The sequence below is a fragment of the Photobacterium angustum genome (assembly GCF_003026365.1).
In the GTDB taxonomy this organism is placed as follows: Bacteria; Pseudomonadota; Gammaproteobacteria; order Enterobacterales; family Vibrionaceae; genus Photobacterium; species Photobacterium angustum.
This window is the reverse complement of the sequence record NZ_PYOM01000010.1, coordinates 1-23,261: the sequence shown is the minus strand read 5'-3', so window position 1 is coordinate 23,261 and position 23,261 is coordinate 1. Positions and strand designations below refer to the sequence as shown.

Annotated in this window: 17 protein-coding genes and 1 tRNA gene; 9 read left to right on the top strand and 9 right to left on the bottom strand. The window is 38.3% G+C overall.

The window, feature by feature from the left end; translation table 11 throughout:
- Window positions 1–62 precede the first annotated feature (62 nt).
- The 3 genes from CTN01_RS22780 to CTN01_RS11675 all read left to right on the top strand — a co-directional run bounded on the left by CTN01_RS22780 (window position 63) and on the right by CTN01_RS11675 (window position 2,017).
- A complete protein-coding gene (locus tag CTN01_RS22780) occupies window positions 63–206 on the top strand; it encodes a hypothetical protein (RefSeq protein WP_045149459.1) in 144 nt (47 codons plus the stop codon).
- A gap of 145 nt (window positions 207–351) precedes the next feature.
- Window positions 352–996, top strand: a complete 645-nt coding sequence (locus CTN01_RS11680) for a DUF1007 family protein (protein WP_230627057.1) — start codon at window positions 352–354, stop codon at window positions 994–996.
- Window positions 997–1,015: 19 nt separating this feature from the next.
- Window positions 1,016–2,017, top strand: coding sequence for a nickel/cobalt transporter (locus CTN01_RS11675; RefSeq protein WP_045149461.1), 1,002 nt, complete (start codon window positions 1,016–1,018; stop codon window positions 2,015–2,017).
- Between the two features lie 16 nt (window positions 2,018–2,033).
- Here the strand turns inward: CTN01_RS11675 and CTN01_RS11670 are convergent, their stop codons facing one another.
- On the bottom strand, window positions 2,034–2,435 hold the full coding sequence (locus tag CTN01_RS11670) for an ACT domain-containing protein (protein ID WP_045084172.1): 402 nt from the start codon (window positions 2,433–2,435) through the stop codon (window positions 2,034–2,036).
- A 44-nt stretch (window positions 2,436–2,479) separates the two neighbouring features.
- Entirely contained in the window at window positions 2,480–3,778 is a 1,299-nt protein-coding gene (locus tag CTN01_RS11665) for a lipopolysaccharide biosynthesis protein (protein ID WP_045149462.1), read from the bottom strand.
- A gap of 868 nt (window positions 3,779–4,646) precedes the next feature.
- On the opposite strand from CTN01_RS11665, the gene CTN01_RS11660 reads away from it, so the two are divergent.
- Window positions 4,647–4,720: transfer RNA gene (locus CTN01_RS11660), tRNA-Gly, on the top strand.
- A 181-nt stretch (window positions 4,721–4,901) separates the two neighbouring features.
- Window positions 4,902–5,024: a hypothetical protein gene (locus CTN01_RS23110; protein ID WP_255418313.1), complete on the top strand. Its 123-nt coding sequence runs from the start codon at window positions 4,902–4,904 to the stop codon at window positions 5,022–5,024.
- A 41-nt stretch (window positions 5,025–5,065) separates the two neighbouring features.
- On the opposite strand, the gene CTN01_RS11655 is transcribed toward CTN01_RS23110, so the two are convergent.
- Window positions 5,066–5,983 carry a hypothetical protein gene (locus CTN01_RS11655; protein WP_052666673.1) on the bottom strand — a complete coding sequence of 306 codons (918 nt, stop codon included), beginning with the start codon at window positions 5,981–5,983 and terminating at the stop codon, window positions 5,066–5,068.
- Between the two features lie 238 nt (window positions 5,984–6,221).
- Between CTN01_RS11655 and CTN01_RS11650 the strand changes: the two genes are divergently transcribed.
- Together CTN01_RS11650 and CTN01_RS11645 are read left to right on the top strand one after the other, a co-directional pair.
- The gene (locus CTN01_RS11650; RefSeq protein WP_045149464.1) at window positions 6,222–7,166 is read left to right on the top strand and encodes a questin oxidase family protein; all 945 of its coding nucleotides are present in this window, start codon (window positions 6,222–6,224) and stop codon (window positions 7,164–7,166) included.
- 219 nt (window positions 7,167–7,385) lie between these two features.
- The gene (locus CTN01_RS11645; RefSeq protein ID WP_005365946.1) at window positions 7,386–7,631 is read left to right on the top strand and encodes a hypothetical protein; all 246 of its coding nucleotides are present in this window, start codon (window positions 7,386–7,388) and stop codon (window positions 7,629–7,631) included.
- 76 nt (window positions 7,632–7,707) lie between these two features.
- On the opposite strand, the gene CTN01_RS11640 is transcribed toward CTN01_RS11645, so the two are convergent.
- From CTN01_RS11640 to CTN01_RS11625, 4 genes are all read right to left on the bottom strand, one after another.
- Entirely contained in the window at window positions 7,708–8,025 is a 318-nt protein-coding gene (locus CTN01_RS11640) for a hypothetical protein (protein WP_045084167.1), read from the bottom strand.
- Window positions 8,026–8,230: 205 nt separating this feature from the next.
- The gene (locus tag CTN01_RS11635; RefSeq protein ID WP_005365948.1) at window positions 8,231–8,407 is read right to left on the bottom strand and encodes an ATPase; all 177 of its coding nucleotides are present in this window, start codon (window positions 8,405–8,407) and stop codon (window positions 8,231–8,233) included.
- A 225-nt stretch (window positions 8,408–8,632) separates the two neighbouring features.
- Window positions 8,633–10,336: a phospho-sugar mutase gene (locus CTN01_RS11630; protein ID WP_045149466.1), complete on the bottom strand. Its 1,704-nt coding sequence runs from the start codon at window positions 10,334–10,336 to the stop codon at window positions 8,633–8,635.
- A gap of 356 nt (window positions 10,337–10,692) precedes the next feature.
- On the bottom strand, window positions 10,693–11,214 hold the full coding sequence (locus CTN01_RS11625) for a DUF2058 domain-containing protein (RefSeq protein WP_045185936.1): 522 nt from the start codon (window positions 11,212–11,214) through the stop codon (window positions 10,693–10,695).
- A 317-nt stretch (window positions 11,215–11,531) separates the two neighbouring features.
- Between CTN01_RS11625 and lysM the strand changes: the two genes are divergently transcribed.
- Window positions 11,532–11,963, top strand: a complete 432-nt coding sequence (gene lysM, locus CTN01_RS11620; RefSeq protein WP_005365954.1) for a peptidoglycan-binding protein LysM — start codon at window positions 11,532–11,534, stop codon at window positions 11,961–11,963.
- A 23-nt stretch (window positions 11,964–11,986) separates the two neighbouring features.
- Entirely contained in the window at window positions 11,987–12,439 is a 453-nt protein-coding gene (locus CTN01_RS11615; RefSeq protein WP_045149468.1) for a YidB family protein, read from the top strand.
- Window positions 12,440–12,511: 72 nt separating this feature from the next.
- On the opposite strand, the gene astB is transcribed toward CTN01_RS11615, so the two are convergent.
- The gene (gene astB, locus CTN01_RS11610) at window positions 12,512–13,846 is read right to left on the bottom strand and encodes an N-succinylarginine dihydrolase (protein ID WP_045149469.1); all 1,335 of its coding nucleotides are present in this window, start codon (window positions 13,844–13,846) and stop codon (window positions 12,512–12,514) included.
- 242 nt (window positions 13,847–14,088) lie between these two features.
- Entirely contained in the window at window positions 14,089–23,196 is a 9,108-nt protein-coding gene (locus CTN01_RS11605) for a T1SS-143 repeat domain-containing protein (protein WP_249033682.1), read from the bottom strand.
- Window positions 23,197–23,261 lie beyond the last annotated feature (65 nt).

Here is a 23,261-nt window from a genome sequence, read left to right as displayed (position 1 = left end):
CGTTAACACACCTACCGCTATGCATGTTATTAATAAAGAATTACATCATATTGGAGTGCTCAATGATTATAAGACAGAAGCTATATATATCACTAGGTATAGTGTTAACGCTGATTGCAGGTTTTGACCATAATCAACTTCTTGCCATCTTTGGTGGTATTATTATTGCGACTTCTGCATTTTTACTCGCAGAATTAAAACCCTAATCTTAATTGCCATATATCCTCAAGATTATTTGCACTGAATTCACTTTGAGCAAGCAAAAGGCACTGTTATAATATAACATTACCTTATTCTTCTTTGATGCTTAAACATAGTGCCAAGCTTGTAAATATGGAGATAGCATTTTCTATGCGTTGGATTTCTTTTCCTGCAATATTACTTTCGTCTTTAACCTTGTTTTCAACCGCTAGCCAAGCTCATCCACACTCATGGATTGATATGAAAACTTATATCCAAGGTGATAAAAAACAAATCACAGGATTTAAAATGGTATGGACTTTTGATGCTATGACAACAGCATATATGCTGGACGGTGAAGATATGTCGCCGGAAAGCAAAACAGAAACACTTGCTCGTGTTGGTGATTCTGTAATGAAAAATATGATGAATGAGCACTATTTCACTTACTTTTATAATGATCAAGAACCAATCAAATATAAAATCGCTACCGATGGGGTATTAACAAAAGACCGCGCTAAAGCGACACTGACATTTGAACTTCCACTGTCTAAACCTCAGCCATTAACTAAAGATTCATTACGACTACTTATTTTTGAACCAAGTTACTATGTTGATATGGCTTGGAAAGCGAAAAACGACATCATCTTATCGCCAGAGCTAAGTAAAGTCTGTACTTTTGACCTCGTTGAGCCTAACCCAAGTCCAGAGCAAATGCTTTATGCCCAGTCATTACCACCTGATGCAGATCCCGATAATGCACTTGGTCAGTTATTTACTCAAACAGTAAAACTGCATTGCCAATCAGCCGACTAACTCTTATTAAAGGATTCTCATGGAGCATCATCATTCCGAGCAACATGCTCATACGAACAAAGGAAACTATTGGTTAGGCGCAACCCTTGTGGCCTCTTTTCTAATTATTGTCGGTTATTTACTTTGGCACAACTGGCCAACGTTAATGCTTAGCACCATAAAATGGCAACGTGAAATAAACGGCCAATTGAGTGACTTGCTTTATGACGCCAAAGAAAACCCCGCAGCTATCTATTCACTTGCAGGCCTCAGCTTTTTATATGGTGTTTTCCATTCATTAGGCCCTGGACACGGCAAAATGATCGTAACGACCTATTTAGCAACAAATCCCGCAAAAGTAAAAGCAAGCTTAATCATGACGGTTATCTCTGCTTTTTTACAAGCCTTAGTTGCTATAGTGCTAGTTAGCGTTCTGCTGGTGTTTTTTAATTCATCGATGCGTGAAATTAATAGCGCAGCAGACCGATTCATCACACTTAGCTTCGTGGCCATGTTATTACTGGGTGTAATTGTTGCTTACCGAGCTTTAAAACAAAGCTGGCAATTATACAAACAGAAAACACATAAACATGACCATAGCCATAGCCATAGCCATAGCCATAGCCATAGCCATAGCCATAGCCATAGCAGTGATTGTGGTTGCGGGCATAAACACTTTGCTGATGCTGATAGTATTAATCAAGCAACCAATATGCGTGAATATATTGCAATTATCGCCAGTATTGGTATTCGTCCATGTACAGGTGCGATATTAGCACTACTTTTTGCCAATATGGTTGATATGTACTGGTTAGGTGTAGTGAGTGCTTTACTGATGGCTGTGGGAACGGCGCTGACGACTTCAACGATCGCTACGATGACACTTTCGGGTAAAAAGCTAGTAACAAAATATCTTGCGTACTCTGATCACCAGCATTCATTTACCCCATTAGTATTTAAGCTATTTGGCGGCTTATTGCTCATAGGTCTTGGTTTACTGCTGCTTAATAGTCAAAGCTATGGAATGTCGCCTGTACTCTAAATAAATCTTTTCTATGCTAGCGTTGTGATAGTTCAGTTAACGCTAGCATAGCTTGCTCGGCATGATTTTCATTGACGAAAATATGATCATGATAAAACCCTGCCATCACATTGGCACTAATTCCATGCTTAGCAAGCTCAGATGCAACAGCAGCCGTTAAACCAACAGCTTCCAAACTTGAATGTACTTTTAATGTAATACAACGATACACATTGTTGATTTCAATATTATGCTGGACTGCACTTTCATAGCTTAAAATGAATGTCATTCCTTCTTCTTCACGAAATGTCGCTAATGGTGACATAGAAGCAATAGCATCTAGATTAGTATTTTCTGTACAACAATAAATGTAACGCGAAAGGCTTAATTCTGGTTGTAAATTCACCAGAAGTTCTGTCAAGTCAGTGATACCAGCCATTTTTCTCTTTCCCTAAATCAATCCAATACAATATTAAGTACAAGCTAGCCATTGGATAAAGCCAGCTTATACCCGTTTAATATTTTACGTTCAGCAATCGTTGATAGAATGAACATCATTACATAACCTAAACATAATGCGACAATAATAGCGACGACATTTGCAGTAAATATCGATAATAAATAATAACTTGCTATTAATGTGATGATACCGCTAAGACGAATGAGTAAGCTTAATGTGAATTTCCCATGGGCTTTTATATAGGCTAACTGGTAAGCATTTAGCATCATAAAAATAAAGAACATAGAAAAATGAAATAATACAATAACGGCCCCGTGATACTGAGGGGGAAAAACAAAACCTATAATTTCACGTCCACCGATAAGCATGATGAGGAAAAATGTCACACTCACTATTGCTGCGAGACGAAAGATCCAACGCCTTATTGCTTTAATTTGTTGGTGATCACCTTGCTTAATGCATAAGGTTAACTCAGGCAAGACAAAACGATAAATAGGAAACACAAATAACATCGTCATGTAAGTGAAGATCGGACGAACAACGACTTGGAAATCACCAAGTTCATCTAAGCTAAAATGCGTGATCGTCAATAAAACCGTGATATAAATCATCAAGATACTCGTCCCTGCTTCTAATGAGGCAGTGAAACTTTTGCGAACATAGTTACGCATATTAGGATCAAGTTGAACCGATTTTATTGGTTTGGTCGCAATTTGTTTACGTCGCTTCCAGTACATAAAATGGGCAGCAACAAGCGATGAAAACGCCATGCTATAAAACAGTGAGGCAAGTGGTGTAAAGTGTAATACGTAGTAACAAATAACAAAGCCCGCTACATTCGTAACAGGCTCTATCCAAGTCACTTTATTAGATACATCATACAAGCGATACATGGCTATCAAGTTAGTAAAATAAACCTTCATTCCCATGCTAAATATCACACCAACCATTTCAAAATAGCCTACGTTGATGTGTAGTTCGTGTTTAATGTATGGAAGCACAACTCCCCATGTTAAGAGAACAATCGTGATCAAGCAAAACCTGAAGATATTAATAATGTCACGATCATTATTCGTTTGGCTATAAGTCACGACCATAGAAGAGCGAAAACCCGTCATTAATATTAATGAAAGAGATACGATATCTATCACACTATTAAACAGTGCTAAATCGTCTTTATTAACCCACTGAGCGAGCCAAATCTTGAATAAAAAACCAATAGAAATACTTGCTAGTGTCGCGGTAACACCAGCTTTAAAAGCCGTTTTCAATCGAGATAAAGCATCTTCACTTGTTGGCGGGGCAATATTTTGCTTTTCCATATATATAAACAATAAATTATCAGACTAATTATAATACGTTATTTATCCTTAAATATCTCTCGTAAATATAATAATCCATTAATCCTTTATTGGTTATATTTCTTTAGGTAATGAGTATAATGACTCAAAAATATTTAATTCTGATTCAAGTTCTGACAACAATAATGAAACATTTGCAACATCACCATTCTTAACACAGATTTTAATTTTATCTCGAATAGTTTTAATTTTATTACGACTAATAGCAATTAACGACATTTCTTGAAATCCAACGTAAGATAGTACAAGTTTAATATGTGAAAGACATTGTCCACTACAAGGATATTTTTTTGTTAGGACAATGACATTTTTTTATCTCGGTTTGAATAACACCTTTAAATGTGACATAAATCACACTTGATAATGAGAATGGCTCGCATCTTAGTCGAAAAACTATTTAACGCTCTGAAAAAGACGTTTATTAATTACTTCACTTTCTGCTTATATAACTGCTCAAACGTCAAAAAAGCAGTATCTAAACGATTTAAAAGCCGATTTGCCATATTATTATAGTGATGAGATAAACAGAAACGTATTGCACGTTCAAGATTCCTTATCATAAACCTTGCAGACGATAATCGAACACGAAGTATTAACTTTCCTGTATAACTTTTCTTCATATTATTAAAATGTAATGTGAGTGAATTGGTATAGATTTATAATAACTAAATATTCCATGTCGTATATATATCTGAAATCGAAATCATACATATACAAATTGCTATAAGTTACAGTAATTCTGTATTAAATTCATTTTGTTAATATTTAACCTTTCTTGTTATTTTTTAATTGACTCATCACTTCGCAAAACTTATGGTAAAACTACAGAGCGGATATCGTATAATGGTATTACCTGAGCTTCCCAAGCTCAAGAAACGGGTTCGATTCCCGTTATCCGCTCCAGTCTTTATCAAGACCTACTCTTTAATTTTAACGAACTGGTTCTCTTATCTATAACGTCAATATTTTGATTAATATAAATCATCTTACTTTACTCATGATACACACAAAATTCTGCCCACTTGAATCTCTTTATTTAACTGCGTAAAGTTGCCTTCCTTACTACGACTAACTGAGATAAATAATGAATAATTGGATTATATTAGCCTTTCTTAGCATATTCATTATCGGCTGTGCTCACTCACTGTCAGAAGGCACATCGATTCAAGCTCATGGCAATGTTGAAATGAGCCGCAGTATTAAGTAATTATAAAAATAAAGACCAACATATTTTGTTGGTCTTTATGTTTAATCTCCTAACGCTACACCAAAATGTTCATCACAGGACACATTGCTTGGGCTACCACCCGAATCATAACCACAATAATCAAGCTCTAATATATTGTATTCTTGCCGTGTTTCTTCTAATAACTGCACAAACTCTTCTTTTGTCACCTTACGCTCTCGATAATAACTCGCATATGTTGATGCCCCCATAAAGAAACCTTGGGCAGTACGTACTCGTGTATCATTCGGTGGTAGTGTTGTTAGCTGATTTTGGGTAAAACTCCCATCGGGTAAACGTACTTGATAAAGTACAGTATCATCACCGATCAATGTTGTTGTGGTACTTAACGTCATGCCAAAAGCTTCAAATGGTCCAGATAAATTACCATCACAATCTGACGCGCTTTGATCAGCACTAAAGACTTTTTCATTACCGTTATCACCGCATATACCAGAGCCAACAACATCTTCAACAGAATCACATTCAGATGAATTTTTAGCTGGATACAAAAATACGTTACGCTGTTTAATACTGTTGCCAATGACTTCTAAATGGATAAATCCGCGATAGTGATCGTAACGATATGGCCAACTCGCAGAAACATTGGGATCACCATCCGCCCCTAAAAAGGTATATTCGCCAACCCACCAGCCTTCTTCACGTTGCCAAGGAACAAAATCGAGTAAATTAACACTTTCTAAGTCGCATTCAGGTTCTGTAGCCGATTGAGTCAAGATCTCAGACTCAGACCCAGACCCAGACTCAGACTCAGACTCAGACTCAGACTCAGACAAGCTATCATCTACCGTTTGGGCTTCAACCGATTCTGACTGCACAGGCTCAGGCGTTGTATTTACCTTTACTGCATTTGCATTATCACTATTACAAGCCATTATTGAACCACACGCTATCAACGTTAAAAATATTCGCCAAGCCATACACTACAACCTATTAGTCATCTCTTAATAGAACAATGTAGTTTGCAAATGTATGGTGCTATTACTCAGTTATAAGATTTCATCACTTTTACTAGAAACCTCATCAATAAACTCATGCTATATTTCTAAAACACTGCTGTTATATCACTATTTTTCAATCAGTTAAACGATTAAGAGTAGGCACTCTTATTTAGAACGTCTAATCTTGGATATGTTGTAAATTGCATGGAAGCGATATATGAAAACATCATTATTAACCAACGAATTAATTGTAGCGGGATTACAATTTCAACCAACCTATAAAAATGGGATCAGTAATCATTTACCAATGACTTTAGTTGCACTTGATCAAATTGGGACAAATGACGAGTGTGTATTACTTTTCTATCATCAATATATAACGCAACTTGAAAACGTCGCTCGAAATGAGCCCTTTCTTAAACAAGCGAATGAAATAGAACAGCGTATTAAAAATGATGGTGTAGAAACAACACTCATCGCCTATATGCCAAGGTTAATTGCTAGTTTTAATACACAAGCTTTCCAGTGCATGATACGGTTATCTTATGCGATAAAAAGCCAGCAGCAACGTGAGATCGCTTATGCATTAGCCTATTGGGATCAAAGCTATCAACTCATTACTCCATTATCATTAACTGAGAAATACAACGCAGAGCAGCAACTAAAGCAACTGACGTATGCTTTTTCAAATAGCTCATTCGAAGCGAATAATATTAGTCAGCGTATTTTTGAAGTCGCTCAGAGCCCTAACTATCTAAAGCTTGCCCCCGTTCCTGTGGATATAACAATAGAAAAAGTATTGCAGTTAGTCGTTGAGTATTATCGTAAGACAAATAACTCTACCTTATTACATGGTATAACTGCCCTTCACGCTTTTATCGAACTGTTACAATATTTCCAAGATCAACAAACAGCATTGCAATGGTTTTGGCAAAGTTATACAGCAGCTTTTGCGACAGTAGGAAAAAACCTTCAGCAACCTCGTGATGTATTACCGACTCCCCCTCACCTAAGTTGGCTTGAAACGATCACACGTGGAGCCTTAAGTAAAAACGATCACACAATTACGCTGATATACAGTTGTAGTGAGCTTTATAAGCGCTATCCATTGGCAGAATTAAAGTATATTGCGAATCAATGTATAGCCAATGAAAACCTTTAATATCAAGCAATTTCTAGCCATATCATCATGTTTATATGGCTGTTTTTTATGCACTCCGTTTGTGAAACTTTCATTTATTTAACTTAATCTTATCCGGTACATAGCTAGCCATTTCAAAAATAAAGCATCAGAGGTAGAGTATTAGATTGTAGAGTTAAATTCAGATCTAAGTTATTTTATAAATAACTTACGCTTATTTTACTATTTGGTAATTAACAAATGAAAATTGAACAAGACGTTATTGAAACGCTAGAAGAACTAAAAACCTTTATTATCTCAATTGAAAATGGTGGTTTAGGCTTAAAAGATGTAGAAGGCATTGGCTTAGCTAAAAATAACGCTGATGGTCGCCCTTTCATCGCTGTTTTTGATAAGAATCAGCAGTTGATTTACGGACGCTGGTTAAGCCAAGATGTTTATGATAATGGTAAAGACATTGTTCGTAACGGCGTGAAACATCACTAATTAAATACTTTAGGATCTGATCTTTAGCGTATTGTTATTGCATTAGATCCTAAATACTGCCCATAAGACACCTTAACTATCGTTTTAGTATTTTCGGTTTAGATCTATATTGAAAATAATTCGGCATAAATAGTTTAGGCTCTGTCGTTTTATCGAGCACTTTTACAATATAAGCAGTAAGAATATGTCGACCAACCTTTAACGTATCTTCGGTTAAAGATAATGGGACTTTTGAATGTATTTTTACTCGCTGCAGATCTGAACGATGCCGTGCATTCACTGCAACAATACTTGCTTCATGCCTTGTTTTACACATAATACAAACATAACAATCAAACTTACCTGCACGCCCCCAGCCACTTAAAAAAATATTCTTTGCGGTCACATAATACATATATAGGTATGCTCGCACAGCTTTAATAATAAACACACAATAATGCAATTAAGTGCTTATGTCATATGCTATTTCGTTACTACTTAGAACCTATATTAAATATTTTTTATTCATACTATCAATTGGTTAGTGTCGATAGTTATAAAAATAATTAAGCCCCTGTATATTCGAAAAGTTCATCTAAATACAGAGGCTCAGTAGATACTTATTCCGGTTTTCTTTCACCGGTCATAAATGCATGAAGAATTTCTGGTGTTAGTTCACCTGCCTCTTCTAATCGCTTTAATTCAGCAACAATTTTCTTCTGCTCATCAAGCTCTGGAATAGGAAGCTCTGGCTCTTTTTCGTAATCATCTGGTATTGATAAATTTAAATCATGCATAGGAAAACCCTAACTTTTAAATAGTATATTATTTGCTGATTATACACGTAAATGTTTCACGATAGCATCTTGTTTACCGTTTCGCATGGATAGCCAAATGGCCTTTAATCTACACGGCTAGTTCCAAGTTGTTTACCAAAGTCACCGGCATAAAAAATGCGGCAAAATAGATCATTGGTGATCTATCAATACCGCACTCATCATCGTTCTACTAGATCGATTTACCTACAATGACTGTTGGTGCTTTTCAATCAACGTATCCATCGCTTCCTGAGCACGTTGCTGGGCATGAATCATGGTATCTTCATGTAACATTGGCTCTACTACTTCGTAGTAACATTTTATCTTAGGCTCCGTTCCAGAAGGTCTAACAATAACGCGAGCCCCACCTTGTAAGTGATAGATCAATACATCGCTAACGGGTAATTCAATACCTTCAACCGTACCATCACTAAATGTTCTCAACGATTGTTTATAATCTTCTGTACATACAATCGGTAACCCTGCAATCTCTGTTGGTGGTTGATGGCGTAATGTATCACCAATCGGCGCTGCGATTGGATCCAGTGCGATACTACGTTGCGCATTAATATACAAACCATGCTCACGATAGATAGCTTCTAATTGATCCCAAATAGTCAGCCCTTTAGCGTGCAACTCTGCGGTTAATTGTGCAAACGCGACTAACGCAGATAAACCATCTTTATCCCACACTTTACTGCCAATGGTGTAGCCCAATGCTTCTTCGTATGCGAAAAGGAATTGATGCTCTTCTGTTTGTTGTGCCATCGCCACATTAGTTAACCACTTAAAGCCCGTTAACGTTTGGTAATAACGCGCTCCAAGAGTTGTTGCAATCTTGCCAAGTAAGCTTGAAGATACGATTGTATTCCCCACTAGATTTTGATTGGCATGTGCATGGCTTAATAAGTAATAGCCGAATAATGTACCAACCTGATCTCCTGTTAGCATTTGGTATTCACCGTCTTCACGACGTACAGCAACAGCAAAGCGATCTGCATCTGGATCATTGGCACAAGCTAATACTGCATCGTGTTTTTTTGCTTCCGCAATAACAAGATCCATCGCGCCAGTTTCTTCAGGGTTAGGAAATTTGACTGTTGGGAAAGTACCATCAGGCTCTCTTTGCGCTGCAACACTGTAAACATGGTCAAATCCAGCATCAGCTAATAATGTTTCTGCCATTTCGGCACCAACACCATGCATTGCCGTATAAGCGATGTTAATTGATTGCGGGTTGTTGTGATTCATCAGTAACGGATTAGTATTCATCGTTTGGCGATAATCTTGGTAGTAGTCTTCATCTAGCCAAACGAGTAGCCCTTTATCTACAGCCTCTTCTAGCGGTAAATACGATAATTCGTGTTTTGTTGCTTTATCAATTTCATCAGCGATACCAGCATCTTGCGGTGGAATAATTTGTGCGCCATTTTCCCAGTACACTTTAAAGCCATTATATTGCGGAGGGTTATGACTGGCAGTAACAACAACAGCAGCAGCTGTATGAAGATGTTTCACGCCAAATGCAACAACGGGTGTTGGCGCCACTTTTACCGTTAAATAGACTTTAATGCCTTGTGCGGTTAATACTGATGCTGTGTCATGTGCAAATTGTTGTGAATCAGGACGCCCATCATAGCCAATAACAACACCTTTGCTGGCCCCTTCAGGGACTGAACGTAACAGATATTGCCCTAATCCAGCCGCTGTCTCTTGAATAACTAAGCGGTTCATTCGATTAGGTCCTGCACCAACAACTCCGCGTAATCCTGCTGTACCAAAGGCTAATCGACCGTCGAAACGATCCGTTAACTCTGCTTGATTATTGTCTTTGATAAGCTGTTCTAATTCATTTCGTGTTTTTGGGTCAGGATCGCGTTCCAACCAACGAGCGATATCACTATTCATTATTATTGTCCTGCTATGTTGATGATTTTCTGAATCACAATCGAATTGATATGTTCAAGAAGTTGCATCATTAAGTACTACATCATGCTATCAATAAACCACAAATGATAAACATTCGCATTATATACCATGCTCTTTTTATCACATTTACATCTGTATGTTTAATTATTGCACACGCAAACGATAGCGTGGATATTGCGCAGTACCTCATGATTTAACGATAAAAATAATATACTGATGCGCTACAATTGCGAAGGTTAAAAAACGCGTATAAAAAAACCGATAACGCTAAAAGCCTATTTGCTTTAGCTATATCGGTTTTTAATCCCTGAACCTATTTATTCAGTAAGATATTCTTACCACATCAGATCATCTGGAATAACAAAGTCTGCGTACGGATCATCTTCATCTGCAATACTGTCAGCTACTGTATTATTTAATACAATAGATTCTTCATCACGTTGTGCAATTTTATCAGCGACAGAAGCAGGGATCACTTCATAGCCATCAAGGTAACGTGCAATAGCTAAACGACCATTTACCAGCTGATTTTGCATTACTTTATCAACATAGATCTTTTTAACCGTTGAACCATCAGTAAAGTTGTAACCGATATCACCACTATTGCGATCTAAGCGATTCATTTCAATAAGCTGTTTAATTTGAGCACCAAGCTCTTTCGCTTTAATCTCTTCATCACGAACGCGATTAAGCTCTTTATCTTTTTCTAGCTGTGCTATGCGATTTGCTTCAACAGCAGCTTTTGCTTCTTTCGCTTGAGTACGAGATTTTTTCGTGGTTTTACCCGCCTTTTTAAGCTTTTTCTTATCTATAAGCCCTGCTTTAAGCATCTGCTCTTGTAGACTTAGCTTTGCCATTGAAACTCCGTAACATTCATCATTATTTATCAGTGTAGACACACTAATTTATAGCCGTATTATCACGTTTAGCGCTAAAACAGGTCAAGCTTAAACAATAAAATTACTTACAGACCTTAGATACATTCTTAATGACGAAAAGAAACGGTTATTCATATAACAAATCAGAGTTCAGCATTATTTCCTGCTTTCTAAACTCCCGAATCATCAGGTAGCTATACCTCACCATAATTTAATTGAGTTATTATCAAAATTTCGTCTAGTATCGTTAGAGGTCAACTTAATATATTGTCATTCATCATAAGGAAATATTTGTAATGGGTTTATTAGACTTCGCTCGCAACATAGGCACAAAGTTATTTGGCAATGAAGAAGAGGCGCCTGCAAAAATCACTCAACATATTGAAGATAATAACCCAGGCTTATCTGGTTTAAATGTTGAAGTTAAAGATGGTGTTGCCACTCTTACAGGTCAAGCAGAGAGCGCTGAAGCACGAGAAAAGGCAATCCTTATGACTGGTAATACTGCAGGTATTGAATCTGTTGTTGATAATATTGAAGCGCCAGCTTCAGCCGTAGAAGTGTCATACTATGAGGTACAATCAGGTGACAGCCTATGGAAAATTGCTGAAAAGACATTAGGCAATGGTGCAGACTATCAGAAAATTTTTGACGCTAACCGTGAAGTGATTATCGATGCCGATAAAATTTTCCCAGGGCAGAAGCTTCGAATTCCGGCTGCCGCTTAAGTTTACTGATTAAGGTGTAATGTATGGATATCGCACAAATATTACGTATTGGCGCTCAATTATTTGCTCAATCAAATGCAAATACGGAAGGCCTAAACGAAAACAGCATTGTCTCGGCACTTGCTCGCCTTCTTGGTGGTAATAGCAATGGTGAAGGTATTGATTTTAACAGTCTTCTTCAATCACTAAACGGTGCTGGTCTAGCAAATATTGTTTCATCATGGTTAGGTAATGGCGAAAACTCACCGATCTCTGCTGATGACATTGCTAAGATTTTCAATCAGGATCAATTATCAAGCTTTGCTAACGATCTACAAATACCTCAAGAGGAAGCTGTAACAGGCTTACAAGAAACTCTGCCATGTATAATTGATAAAGCAAGCCCAAATGGTGATATCGCATCCGACCTATTTCAAGCTGTGGGTGGTGTAGACGGCATCATGAATTTAGCTTCAAGCCTATTTGGTAAAAAGTAACTATTAGCTTGTATAAGGAATTTAAAGGCGATAAGTAATCACTCGACTTATCGCCTTTTATTTATGTAAATATCACTGCTGAAAGTTATAGACCGAGCCTAAATTCAGTATCTGAGTGAGCTCATCTAATGCGGTACGAGATTCCACCAACAAGTTGGGATCAGCTAAATCAGCTTCAACTAAACGATCACGATAATGCTTATCAACCCACTGGTTTAAAACAGAAAATTTGTCACCCGTCATTAACACCTCAGGATTTACAGCCTGCAATTCTTGTTCATTAAGCACAACACGTAGTCGTAAGCATGCAGGTCCTCCACCATTTGCCATGCTCTGCTTCAAATCAAAGATCATCACTTTATCAATGCCTTGCTGACTAGTTACTAGTTGCTGTACATACTGTTTAACTTGGCTATTTTCTTCACACTCTTGCGGTAAAACCAGTACGGTTTCTCCATTAGGTAACGATAATAATTGTGAGTTGAATAGATAGCTTGATATCGCATTATCTATCGACACACTCGAAGTAGGCACTTCAATGATCTTAAAGTCCTCACCCAATTTTTGTTTTAGCTCTGCATACACTTTCGTTTGATCAACATACGCTTGCTCGTGACAAAACAATAAATTTCTATTACCAACAGCAATCACATCATTATGGAATACACCTTGGTCAATCACTGCAGGGTTTTGCTGAGCAATAACAACTTGCTGCTCATCTAATTGGTGTAACCGTGCGATAGCTTCACAAGCCTCAAAGGTTTGCCTTGCTGGATATTTCTTTGGTTGAGTAAACCGACTATCAAAAGCATGACGACCGTGAACAAAAAATTCAACGCCAGCTTCACCATATTCACTACAAAAGCGAGTGTGATTAGCCGCTCCTTCATCGCCAAAATGATTCACTGAAGGTAAAGCGCTATGGTGATGGAAATGTTGTTCACTCGAAAACATCGCTTTTAAAATCTTACCTGTTGTAACATGCTCGATTGAACGGTGAAACTGATTAACTAAATTAGCTGGAGTGAAATGTACCCGCTTATCAACAGTATCAGCAGATGGAGATACTGTTGCAGCATTGGCTGTCCACATACTGGAAGCTGAATAGCAAGATGCTAATAACTTGGGACTGTGTTTTGCCGCCAGCTGGATAATGTTTTGATCTGAACCAGAAAAACCTAAATTACGAAGTGTAGCAATATCTGGTCTTTCTTGTGGTGCGATGATCCCTTGTACCAAGCCTAGATCGGCAAGGGTTTTCATTTTTGCCAGTCCTTGTTTAGCCGCTTGCTTAGGATTAGACGCTTTTGCACAATTCTTAGCTGACGCAAGATTACCATAAGCTAAACCACTATAATTGTGTGTTGGGCCAACTAAACCATCAAAATTTGCTTCAAATGCTCTCATCTTTCATCCATGTCATCCGCTAAATATATAGTAATTAACATAACAAAGTTTTTACATTTACATCAACAAAACACGTTTATGGCTAATTAGTCATTATTTTTAGATTATTATTTCATGTTAATCGTTAGCTTCCCTTATATAAGGTTATTGCCTTCATTTATTGTTAGTTAAATGAATAACTACGCAATTTTAAGTAAAAAAAAGCAGCCACTAAGGGCTGCTTTTATACTCTATTTTTCTATTTAGTGACCGCTGTCTATCTTAAATGCATTATGATCAAACAGTGAATTCATAATATCAACAGAAGATGCTCCATCCACTAATCCAAGGTCATTAGCAGGATTAACATTATCTAAGACAATATTTTGCGTTTTACCATCATCAGTTGTGATATCAAGATTAACATTGCCTTCATCATCAACACCTGCACTTACATGCTCTAATAAGTTATCCATCTCTGACTTACTACTATCATCATTACCCAGCAATTCACGTATATCGATCTTATCTTTACCAAGCTCAAAATCAGTAATGGTATCGGTATTATTGCTATTGGATAGCGATGTTTCATGCCAAGTAAAGAGATCATCACCAGCACCGCCAGTTAAGATGTCATTTCCAGCACCTGCGAGTAAATTATCATCACCATCAAAACCAAATAAAGACTCACCTTGGCTATCTGCGATTATGTCATTATTTGCGTCATCACCGAAGTTTTTAGTCAGTTCAAGGCTGCCATCATTAAATAGTGTAGTTAATTTATCAGTGTTACTCATCGCTGATGAGTGATCACCAAACAAGTCATTATTACTCACACCATCCAGCAGAATATTTTGCACTACCTGATCCTGATCGTTAGATATTTGAATCAATGTACTGCCATTTTCTTCTGTAATATTTAAACGGTGCTGTAAGTCATCAAGTGACTGGATATCTTTAGCATGTAATGAATCACCTAAACTAATGGTATCAATACCGACTTCGAAATCCATGATCTTATCTGTCGCAGGGGCATTTGCCGTACCGAAATCACTTTCTGACCATAGGAAGGTATCTTTCACCCCATCACCATGACCGCCTAAGTCACCACCCCATAGAATGTCATCACCAGCACCACCGACAAGAATATCTGAGCCTAAACCACCAACCAATACATCATCACCATCACCACCGTAAAGTGTTGCTGCTGCAGTACTGTCGATAATCAGATTATCGCCACTCACATTTGAATTTTGACCAATAACGTTGTTAGTTTGTGATAAATCATCTACGACGATATTGATATTCACTGGCGCAGATTCTGCATATGAATCATCAGATTCAGTAGATACTGCAACAACATTAATTGAGTGCGTACCTTGGTCAAGATCTTTGATGTACAAGCCATCAACCTTGTCTGCTGGCACTTCCCAATTACCATTGCCAAGATCTTTACCAATAACATTACCTTCTTTATCAACAACCTGACCTGAACCTAAATTCGTTAACTTAACGGTTAAGGTTTCAGATGCATCCGCTGATGCCGCAGCTAATAATCCGATTAACGGAAGCATAGTGCCGAATGAACTTCGAATAGCTGCAGTTTGTAAATGCTCTTGGCTTAGACTTAACGAAGGAGCATCCGCTTTTGGCGCAACGTTAATTTCAACTTTATTGGTTGTAACTTGATTACCGCCAGTGCCAGTATTACCACCGTCATTTGTGATAATAATTAACTCATCTTTACCACTGTAATTTTCATCACCGGTATAATTCACACCACTATTAAGCACGGCATTAATATCATCCATTGAGCCTTCAAGAGTGACATTACCTACACCATTTTGAACCACTTTAACTGGGCTGTTGTCTGGCAATGTAATGGTTAATGAACCATGACCAACAGTCAGTTGTATCGACATACCTGTGTTATTTGCCAACTCATTAAAGTCGACATCCGACACTTGCAAACCAGTGATCGCTGTTGCAACATCCTCATCAGCCGTAATACTTGTTGGTAGATTATTTACTGGCGCATCATTAACAGGCGTAACCGTGATATCTACGCTATCAGTATCGGTTAGAGCACCACCAGCGCCAGCGTTACCGTTATCGCTTGTGGTCATAGTTAACTGATCTTTACCTGCGTAATTCTCATCACCAGTATATTTAATACCGTCAGCAAGTAATGTGTTGATCTTATTGATATCACCGCTGATAACTAACTTACCGTCACCATTATCAACAATATTCAAACCTTGCATATCAGTTGCAATAATCGCTAATTGGCCATGACCAACTTCTAACGTCACCGTCATATCACCTGATGCGCCATTTTCTTTCGCATCAACATCACTGATCTTAAGACCATTGATCACATGGCTACTATCTTCATCAACAGTAAATGCATCAGGTACTGTATTCACTGGCGCATCGTTAACAGGCGTAACCGTGATATCCACGCTATCAGTATCGGTTAGAGCACCACCCGCACCGGAATTACCATTATCATTAGTGGTCATAGTAAGACTATCAGTACCATTAAAATCTTTATCACCAACGTAGTTAATGCCCTGATCTAACAGTTGATTAATCTTTGTAATATCGCCTTCAATGGTTAAGGTGCCATCACCATTACCTTTAATCACAAGCCCTGTTGTGTCTACACCATCTGCAATGGTTAGCTGACCATGTTGTACACTTAGCATTACGGTCATATTCATTACAGCACCATGATCATGGCTATCTACATCAGTCACTTGTAGATTCTTAATCACGAGTGTTGCATCTTCTTCAACCGTCAACGGATCTGATGGTAAATGGTTTACAGGCGCATCGTTATCAGGCGTAACATCAACATGAATCTCTTTTTGAACAGCGACACTATCTGTACCTACAACACCGTTATCTACTGCACGAATATCGAAATCTAACTTGCCGTCCCAATTATTCTGATTTGCATCACCTGGATGGAAGATCAATTTATCTAGCTGAGAACTATCTACTTTAATAATCCATGAACCATCTGATTGCTTAGTGCAACTTCCTTGAACACCGTCTGGTAATGTGAATGAGCTTGAATCAGACACATTAGTAATGGTGATTTGTAAGGCTTCCGCGCCATTTTCATGCACATTTGAGCCAGGATGCTTAACTGTGTTTTCGTCATCATAAGCTTTAATGCCTAAGTCCAACGTGATTGAACCATTTTCATCACCAGATGCATTTGGGCTTACATCAGTATCGACTTTATCGGCAACTGGCTGTACATCGATAGTGATGGTTTCACGGTTTTCAGCAGGCTTATCCAACGTTTGTTCTTTAGAGAACACGACAATATCGATATTAACTGTGCCGCTGAAGTCTTTGGGTGGCACAATTTTCACGTTGCTTAAATCAAATGATTCACCTGAGCCGCTAAGCGTCCAAATACCGTTACCATTGTTGGTTGCACCTTCAACAATAAAGCCATCAGGTATATTTTCTAACTTAATAGAAACAATATGCTCAGAACCATCACTATCTTGTAGTGAACCACCAATACCACTTAATGAAATTGCGGTATCTTCATTACCGACAATCGGTGTATCAATACCATGCCATTTAACTTCGTCATTAACAGCAACCACATCAAAACTAACAGTGTTATCAAACGTTTTAGATGCTGATATATCACCGCCGTTGGTGTCATCATAACGCGTGGTATCAACCACAGTTGTTTTCACTTTAATATTAACTTTGCCACTAAAATCAGGCGCTGGACGGAAATGGATATTACCCATTTCGCTTTCTTTAATCGTGATGGATGAACCTAACACATTACCGTGTTCGTCAATAAACACACCGTCAGTGCTGTCTTTTAGGGTTAGTGTTACTGATTCAACACTTTCAACTCCGTTTGTAATATCAGTATGTGAATCTTTTAAAGTCGCTGATAAATCGAGCTTAATATCTCCATCTTCATATGCGACATCTTTATAAACATGTTCTTTATTATCATCAGAAGTTGGCTGTTTATCACCATCAAGTCCTTCAGTTTCAACCACTTTGATATCGACGGATTTTGGTCCATCAACTTGTGGAGCAACTTGAATTGAAATGGTATCTGTTTTCGTTTGGTAATCACCACTCTCTGTATCGGTAGTGACATACTTCACATCAAGCTTAAAATCACCCGCAAAATCTTTTGGCAGAATGATATTTACACTTGATAAATCAACTTTACCATCAGCAGAAACTGGGACTTTTATTACATATTCACCCGTTTCATGATCAAAATTAGCCCCAGAAATCGTGGCTCCTTTCGGTAAGTCGCTAGCATTTATAACTAAAGTAAAGTCATCATGTATTTGATGCCCATCAGTAGTACTAATTTGTACTACTTTTTCCATCAATTGCTTACCAAAATCTAACGATTGATCTTCGCTACCCGTTACTATGTAACTATTATCAACGACTATATCTGCTGCTTTTTCATCATGCAGTTCAGTGTTATTACTAAAATCAAGTGTGATCTTGTCATGCTTAACAACTGAATTACTTGCGTCGCCATCATCACTTTGATCTTGTACTAAAGCACTAATCTCCAATTCAAGCTTACCCTTGAAGCCTTCAGGAGCTTTAATCTGCAAGTTGTCTAATTCTGACTGTGGTACTGTCCAGCTTCCATCACCGTTATTAATACCGCCAATGATGACGAAACCTTCAGGAATAGGCTCTAAAACAACTTGAGTGACAATTTCCTGACTCGATGAATCATCTTCTACCCATGCAATTTTACCGTCTGAATTAGCATCATTGGATAAATCAATTACACCATCAGAATCACAAGCAATCGTATCCAGCTCTTTACCATCATGAATTACGGTTAGGTGGCCATCATCTTCAACAACAGCTTTAATATCAACAACTAATGTACCTGTAATATCTTTTGATACTGTTTCTTTATTACCATCAACATCCGTTTCAGATACCGTTACCGTTGAAGTTAACGTAATATCTTTATCTGAATCTTCAGGAGCTCTCACTATTAAGTTAGTACCGCCCAACAACTGTTGAAGCTGACTATCACTAAATGTCACTTTTCCTGAAGCATCAGCGACTAACAATGTATTGCCTAAGAACAGCTGGTATCCCTGAGGTAAACCATTAAGTGTCAATGCTGTAATGTTCTCTTGCGAATCGCTAAATTCTGGTGGTAACCAGTTAATTACAGTTGCTTGATCTTCAAAGCCTTTAGATACCGTATCGTAGTTCGTTGCATCAATTTCAGGTGTTACATGAATGATTAGCTCACCATTAAAGGCTTGGCTTGCACCATCATTTTCAGTAACAACCACACGCACATCTAATGTAATGTCTTCCAAGCTATTTTCCGGTGGGACGATAACTACATCATTCAATGTAGCTAAATTAACTTGGTAAATTGGTTGACCATTCGCATCATCACCGGCATACACCAGTGTTTGCAAATTACCATGCTGATCGTAAAGTTTGGCACCTTCTGGAATACCAGAAATTACAACACTTAATGTTTCTGAACCATCGGTTACACCTCCAATAGTGTGCTCGCCCGATACTATTTTAAAATCAAAGTGCGCTTCGCCATCTTCTTTAATCGTGGTTTGTAAGCCAATTTTACCGTCATCTAATTTTGTCCAATCAGAATTATCGGATTCTATTGTCGGTGTATCTACTACACCGGTAAGCGCGACATCAATCGACTGAGGCCCAATCACTTTTTCACTGGTTTCAGTTATTACATTACCGTTCGCATCAGTAATGGTAGCCACATCTCGGATCACACCTTTTACCGAAATGCTAAAATCAACATTACTATCTAATGGTGGCTGTAATGATAAACCATTTAAATCTTCATAATGGATTTCATAAACACCACTAGCATTTGGCGTTAAAATCTGATCGTTTAAATACAGTACCGCGCCATCAGGCAACGCTGAGATTTGCAAGAACAAATGCTCTGAATTATCAGTATTATCATCTAACGACACAAAGTTGATATGTGTAGATAAATCAATACGTTGATCTTCGTTTGATTCAACACGCGTCACTTTTAGTGTGCCATCATCAGCTATAGGATTGACGTTGATAACAATCTCTTTTGCTTCAGACTCTGCAAATTGGTGGCCATTAACAAAGTTATCAAGTTCTTTACTCTCAGCTGTAATTGAAAGCTTGATATCACCACTAAAGTTATCTGCAGGGTTCACCTCTACAGAATTCATCTGCGAAGCATCTACTTTATAAATACCAGATCCAGGCGATGTCTCAACCAGAGCTTTTCCACCAATATCTAGCGTACATTTGTCTTGGTACTCTTTTGGGACTGTAATGTAGTAGTACAGTGCTTCGGAACCATCGGTATCTTGTAGATCAGCCGCGACACTTAATAGAACATTAGAGCCGTCTTCATCCACAACATAATGATCAACAGAGTTTGCATTCCATGTTGGTGTATCTGCAATACCCTGAACATCAATAGAGAACTCACCATTCATTACTGGGTGATTGCCACCATCGGTCGTATTTACTTGTGCAGTTACATCAAATTTAATACCGCTCGCAGATGTCGAGAAGTCTTCTGCAGGAACAAAAGTCACGCCCTGTAGCGTGTAATTTTCACCACTTGCATCAGCTTTAAATGCATCAGCAGGAATAGTAATTGAACCATCGCTATTAACAGCTAAAGGCTGGCCATTAAACATAAAGACGCCATGCGCTTCACCTTGTGGGTGAATCGTCACAGTACCAATATGCTCACCACGATCATTATCACCAACATTGATGCTCATATTGATCGCAATACCATCACGATTCACATCAACATTATCATTAGGATCGTTAGAGTGGCGACCGTCTTCCTCTTGGCCAAGACTATTATTGGTTTGAAGCGTGGCATCTTGATCTGATATCTCAAGCTTAATATTGCCCTGGGCTTTATCACCATCGCCATCAGTGACTTCAAAACCAATATTTTTAATGATGTTTTCTTGGCTATGGTTTAGATCATCATTTGCAGCAAAGTAAGTTTCACCATTAGGCTTAATCATTAGTTCGCCTAACGTTTCATTACCATCTTTCACTTCATAAATACGGTAGCCGCCAGACTCACGTAATGTCGATAAATCAATATGCTGCCCATCAACAATCAAGGCTGTTACATGTGCACCATCCGCACCTGCAGCCACAATCACATTTTCAAGTGTCGTAGTGCTGTGCTCTACAGTATTTAACGTTACATCTTGAACAGATGGAATATCATCTTTGATTGATACATCAATATTGACAGTACCGCTGGTATCACCATCTTTATCAACGGCATAAACAGGAAACTCGATGTGCAGCGAATCTTCACCTTGGGTTGGGTGATCAATTGTTCCTTTGAGATCGAAAATATAATTACCATCATGTGACAAGGTATAAGTGAAGACGACTTGTCCATTCGCTATCCCTTGATATGTACCCGCACCTGTCTGCTCAAGGACAACATCGTGCCCTTCTGACTTAATGGTATTTTGATCATTAAACGCTTTTACATCGACTTTAAAGTCAGACACATAATCACTGCCCTGATCGACTTGAATATCGCCTTGAGCCGTCACACCATCTTTTGATGTATGTGAACCATCCGATAACGCATCTTCATCAACACTGATTGCTGGAGCAGAAATAATGATAGGTGCGGCACCATCATTGATGGTGATTTGTGCATTTACATTATTGGCAAGATTATCACCGTCGGTATCTTTTACTTGGACAGGTACATCAATAACAATCTTATCGCCATCAACACTAACAAAACCTGAGGTTTCGCTACCATGGTGATCCAATGGCGCATGTTGAGTAATGGAAACTTTAACGTCTACATCATGGCCATTAGCTGCTTGTACCGCTGAAACAGTAACCGTTAGAACGACTTGACCATTAGCAGTACCAATTAGCTGACCATCGTGATAGCTAAAGCTAATTTTTGAACCTGATGCCGTTAACTCTGATTGCAACTCATCAATTAATGCAGAAAGATGCGTACTATCAATTGAGACTTTCATTGGATCTAAACGGTCAACACCAGCTTTCACCGCAATTTCAACATCACCTGAAACTGGGTAACCTCGTTCACCTGCTGTCGGTTGTAAGTCGCCTTCAGTAATAACGATAGAGCCTGTTTCGCCACCTTTTGCATCCTCACCATCATGAATGTTGATCGTGATCTGACCCGGCTTACTGTTATCACCGTCATAATCTTGAGCAACGACATCTAGCTTAATAATTTCATTATCAGCATTCTTGTCATCAACCTGATCAATCGGTTGTTTTTGTTCAACAACGTAATGACCACTAAAATCAATCTTGATTTCCATCACAACTTGAGATGGATTATCTTTTAATACAACGGTGATAGAAGAGCCGTCAGCACTTAACAAATACGTCGTTTCATGACCATTACTGGTTAAAACATCCAACGATGATTGGTTACCTTTAAAGTACACTTTCGCGACTTGGTCACTGCCCGTATCAATATCTATAGTGCCAGATGCTGTTGCTGTACCAGCCCCCCCTTCTTCCAACGTTGCTGTTGAATCATGACCAAACGAAGGCTTCTGACCATCTTTAATCGTAATGCTCACATCAACGGGTTTATCTAACGCGTCACCATCGGTATCTTGCATTTGAACAGGTACATCAATGGTAATCTTACCGCCGGTAACATCAACATAGGTGCCGTTTGATTTAACATGATCAAGAGGCAGAGACTGATGAATAGCCAAATCAACAGTCACATCACCATTCGCTGATGAAGACGGCGTCATGCTAATACTTACCGCTTCTTGACCACTTGCTGTCATACCCGTAATAGTGATTACACCATTAGCATCAGTGTGAACAGTGAAAGTCAGTGCTTCACCATTTGACGTTAAGCCATTGAGCTCTTTTACTAAATCTGTTTGTGCGCTATCAGCAATCTTCAAGCTATTAGCAACTAATGCATCATCTGTGGCATTAACCGTAAAGTGCGTATCAGCTGAAACAGGGTAACCCTTGCCAGCTTTAGGATCTTCTAAATCCCCCTCGGTAATAGTGATGTTTGCTACAACACCTTCACCAGTTGGATTTAGACCATCTTTAATATGGATTTCTAATTGACCCGTATTACTGATATCACCGTCTTTATCAGTCGCAGTGACAGCAAGATTAATATCAACGGTATCGCCTTTGCTGTTGTCTTGTTCAATCGGCAAGTACTGATGAACGGTGTAGCTACCATCTAAATTGATTTCGATCGTCATTACCGCAGCGCCATCATTCGCACCACCGTCGATAACAACTTTAATTTCATTACCATCAACCACATAACGGGTTGTTTGGTTATTAGAAATAATACCTTCAAGTGACGGCTGAGACTGCGCAAAATCAA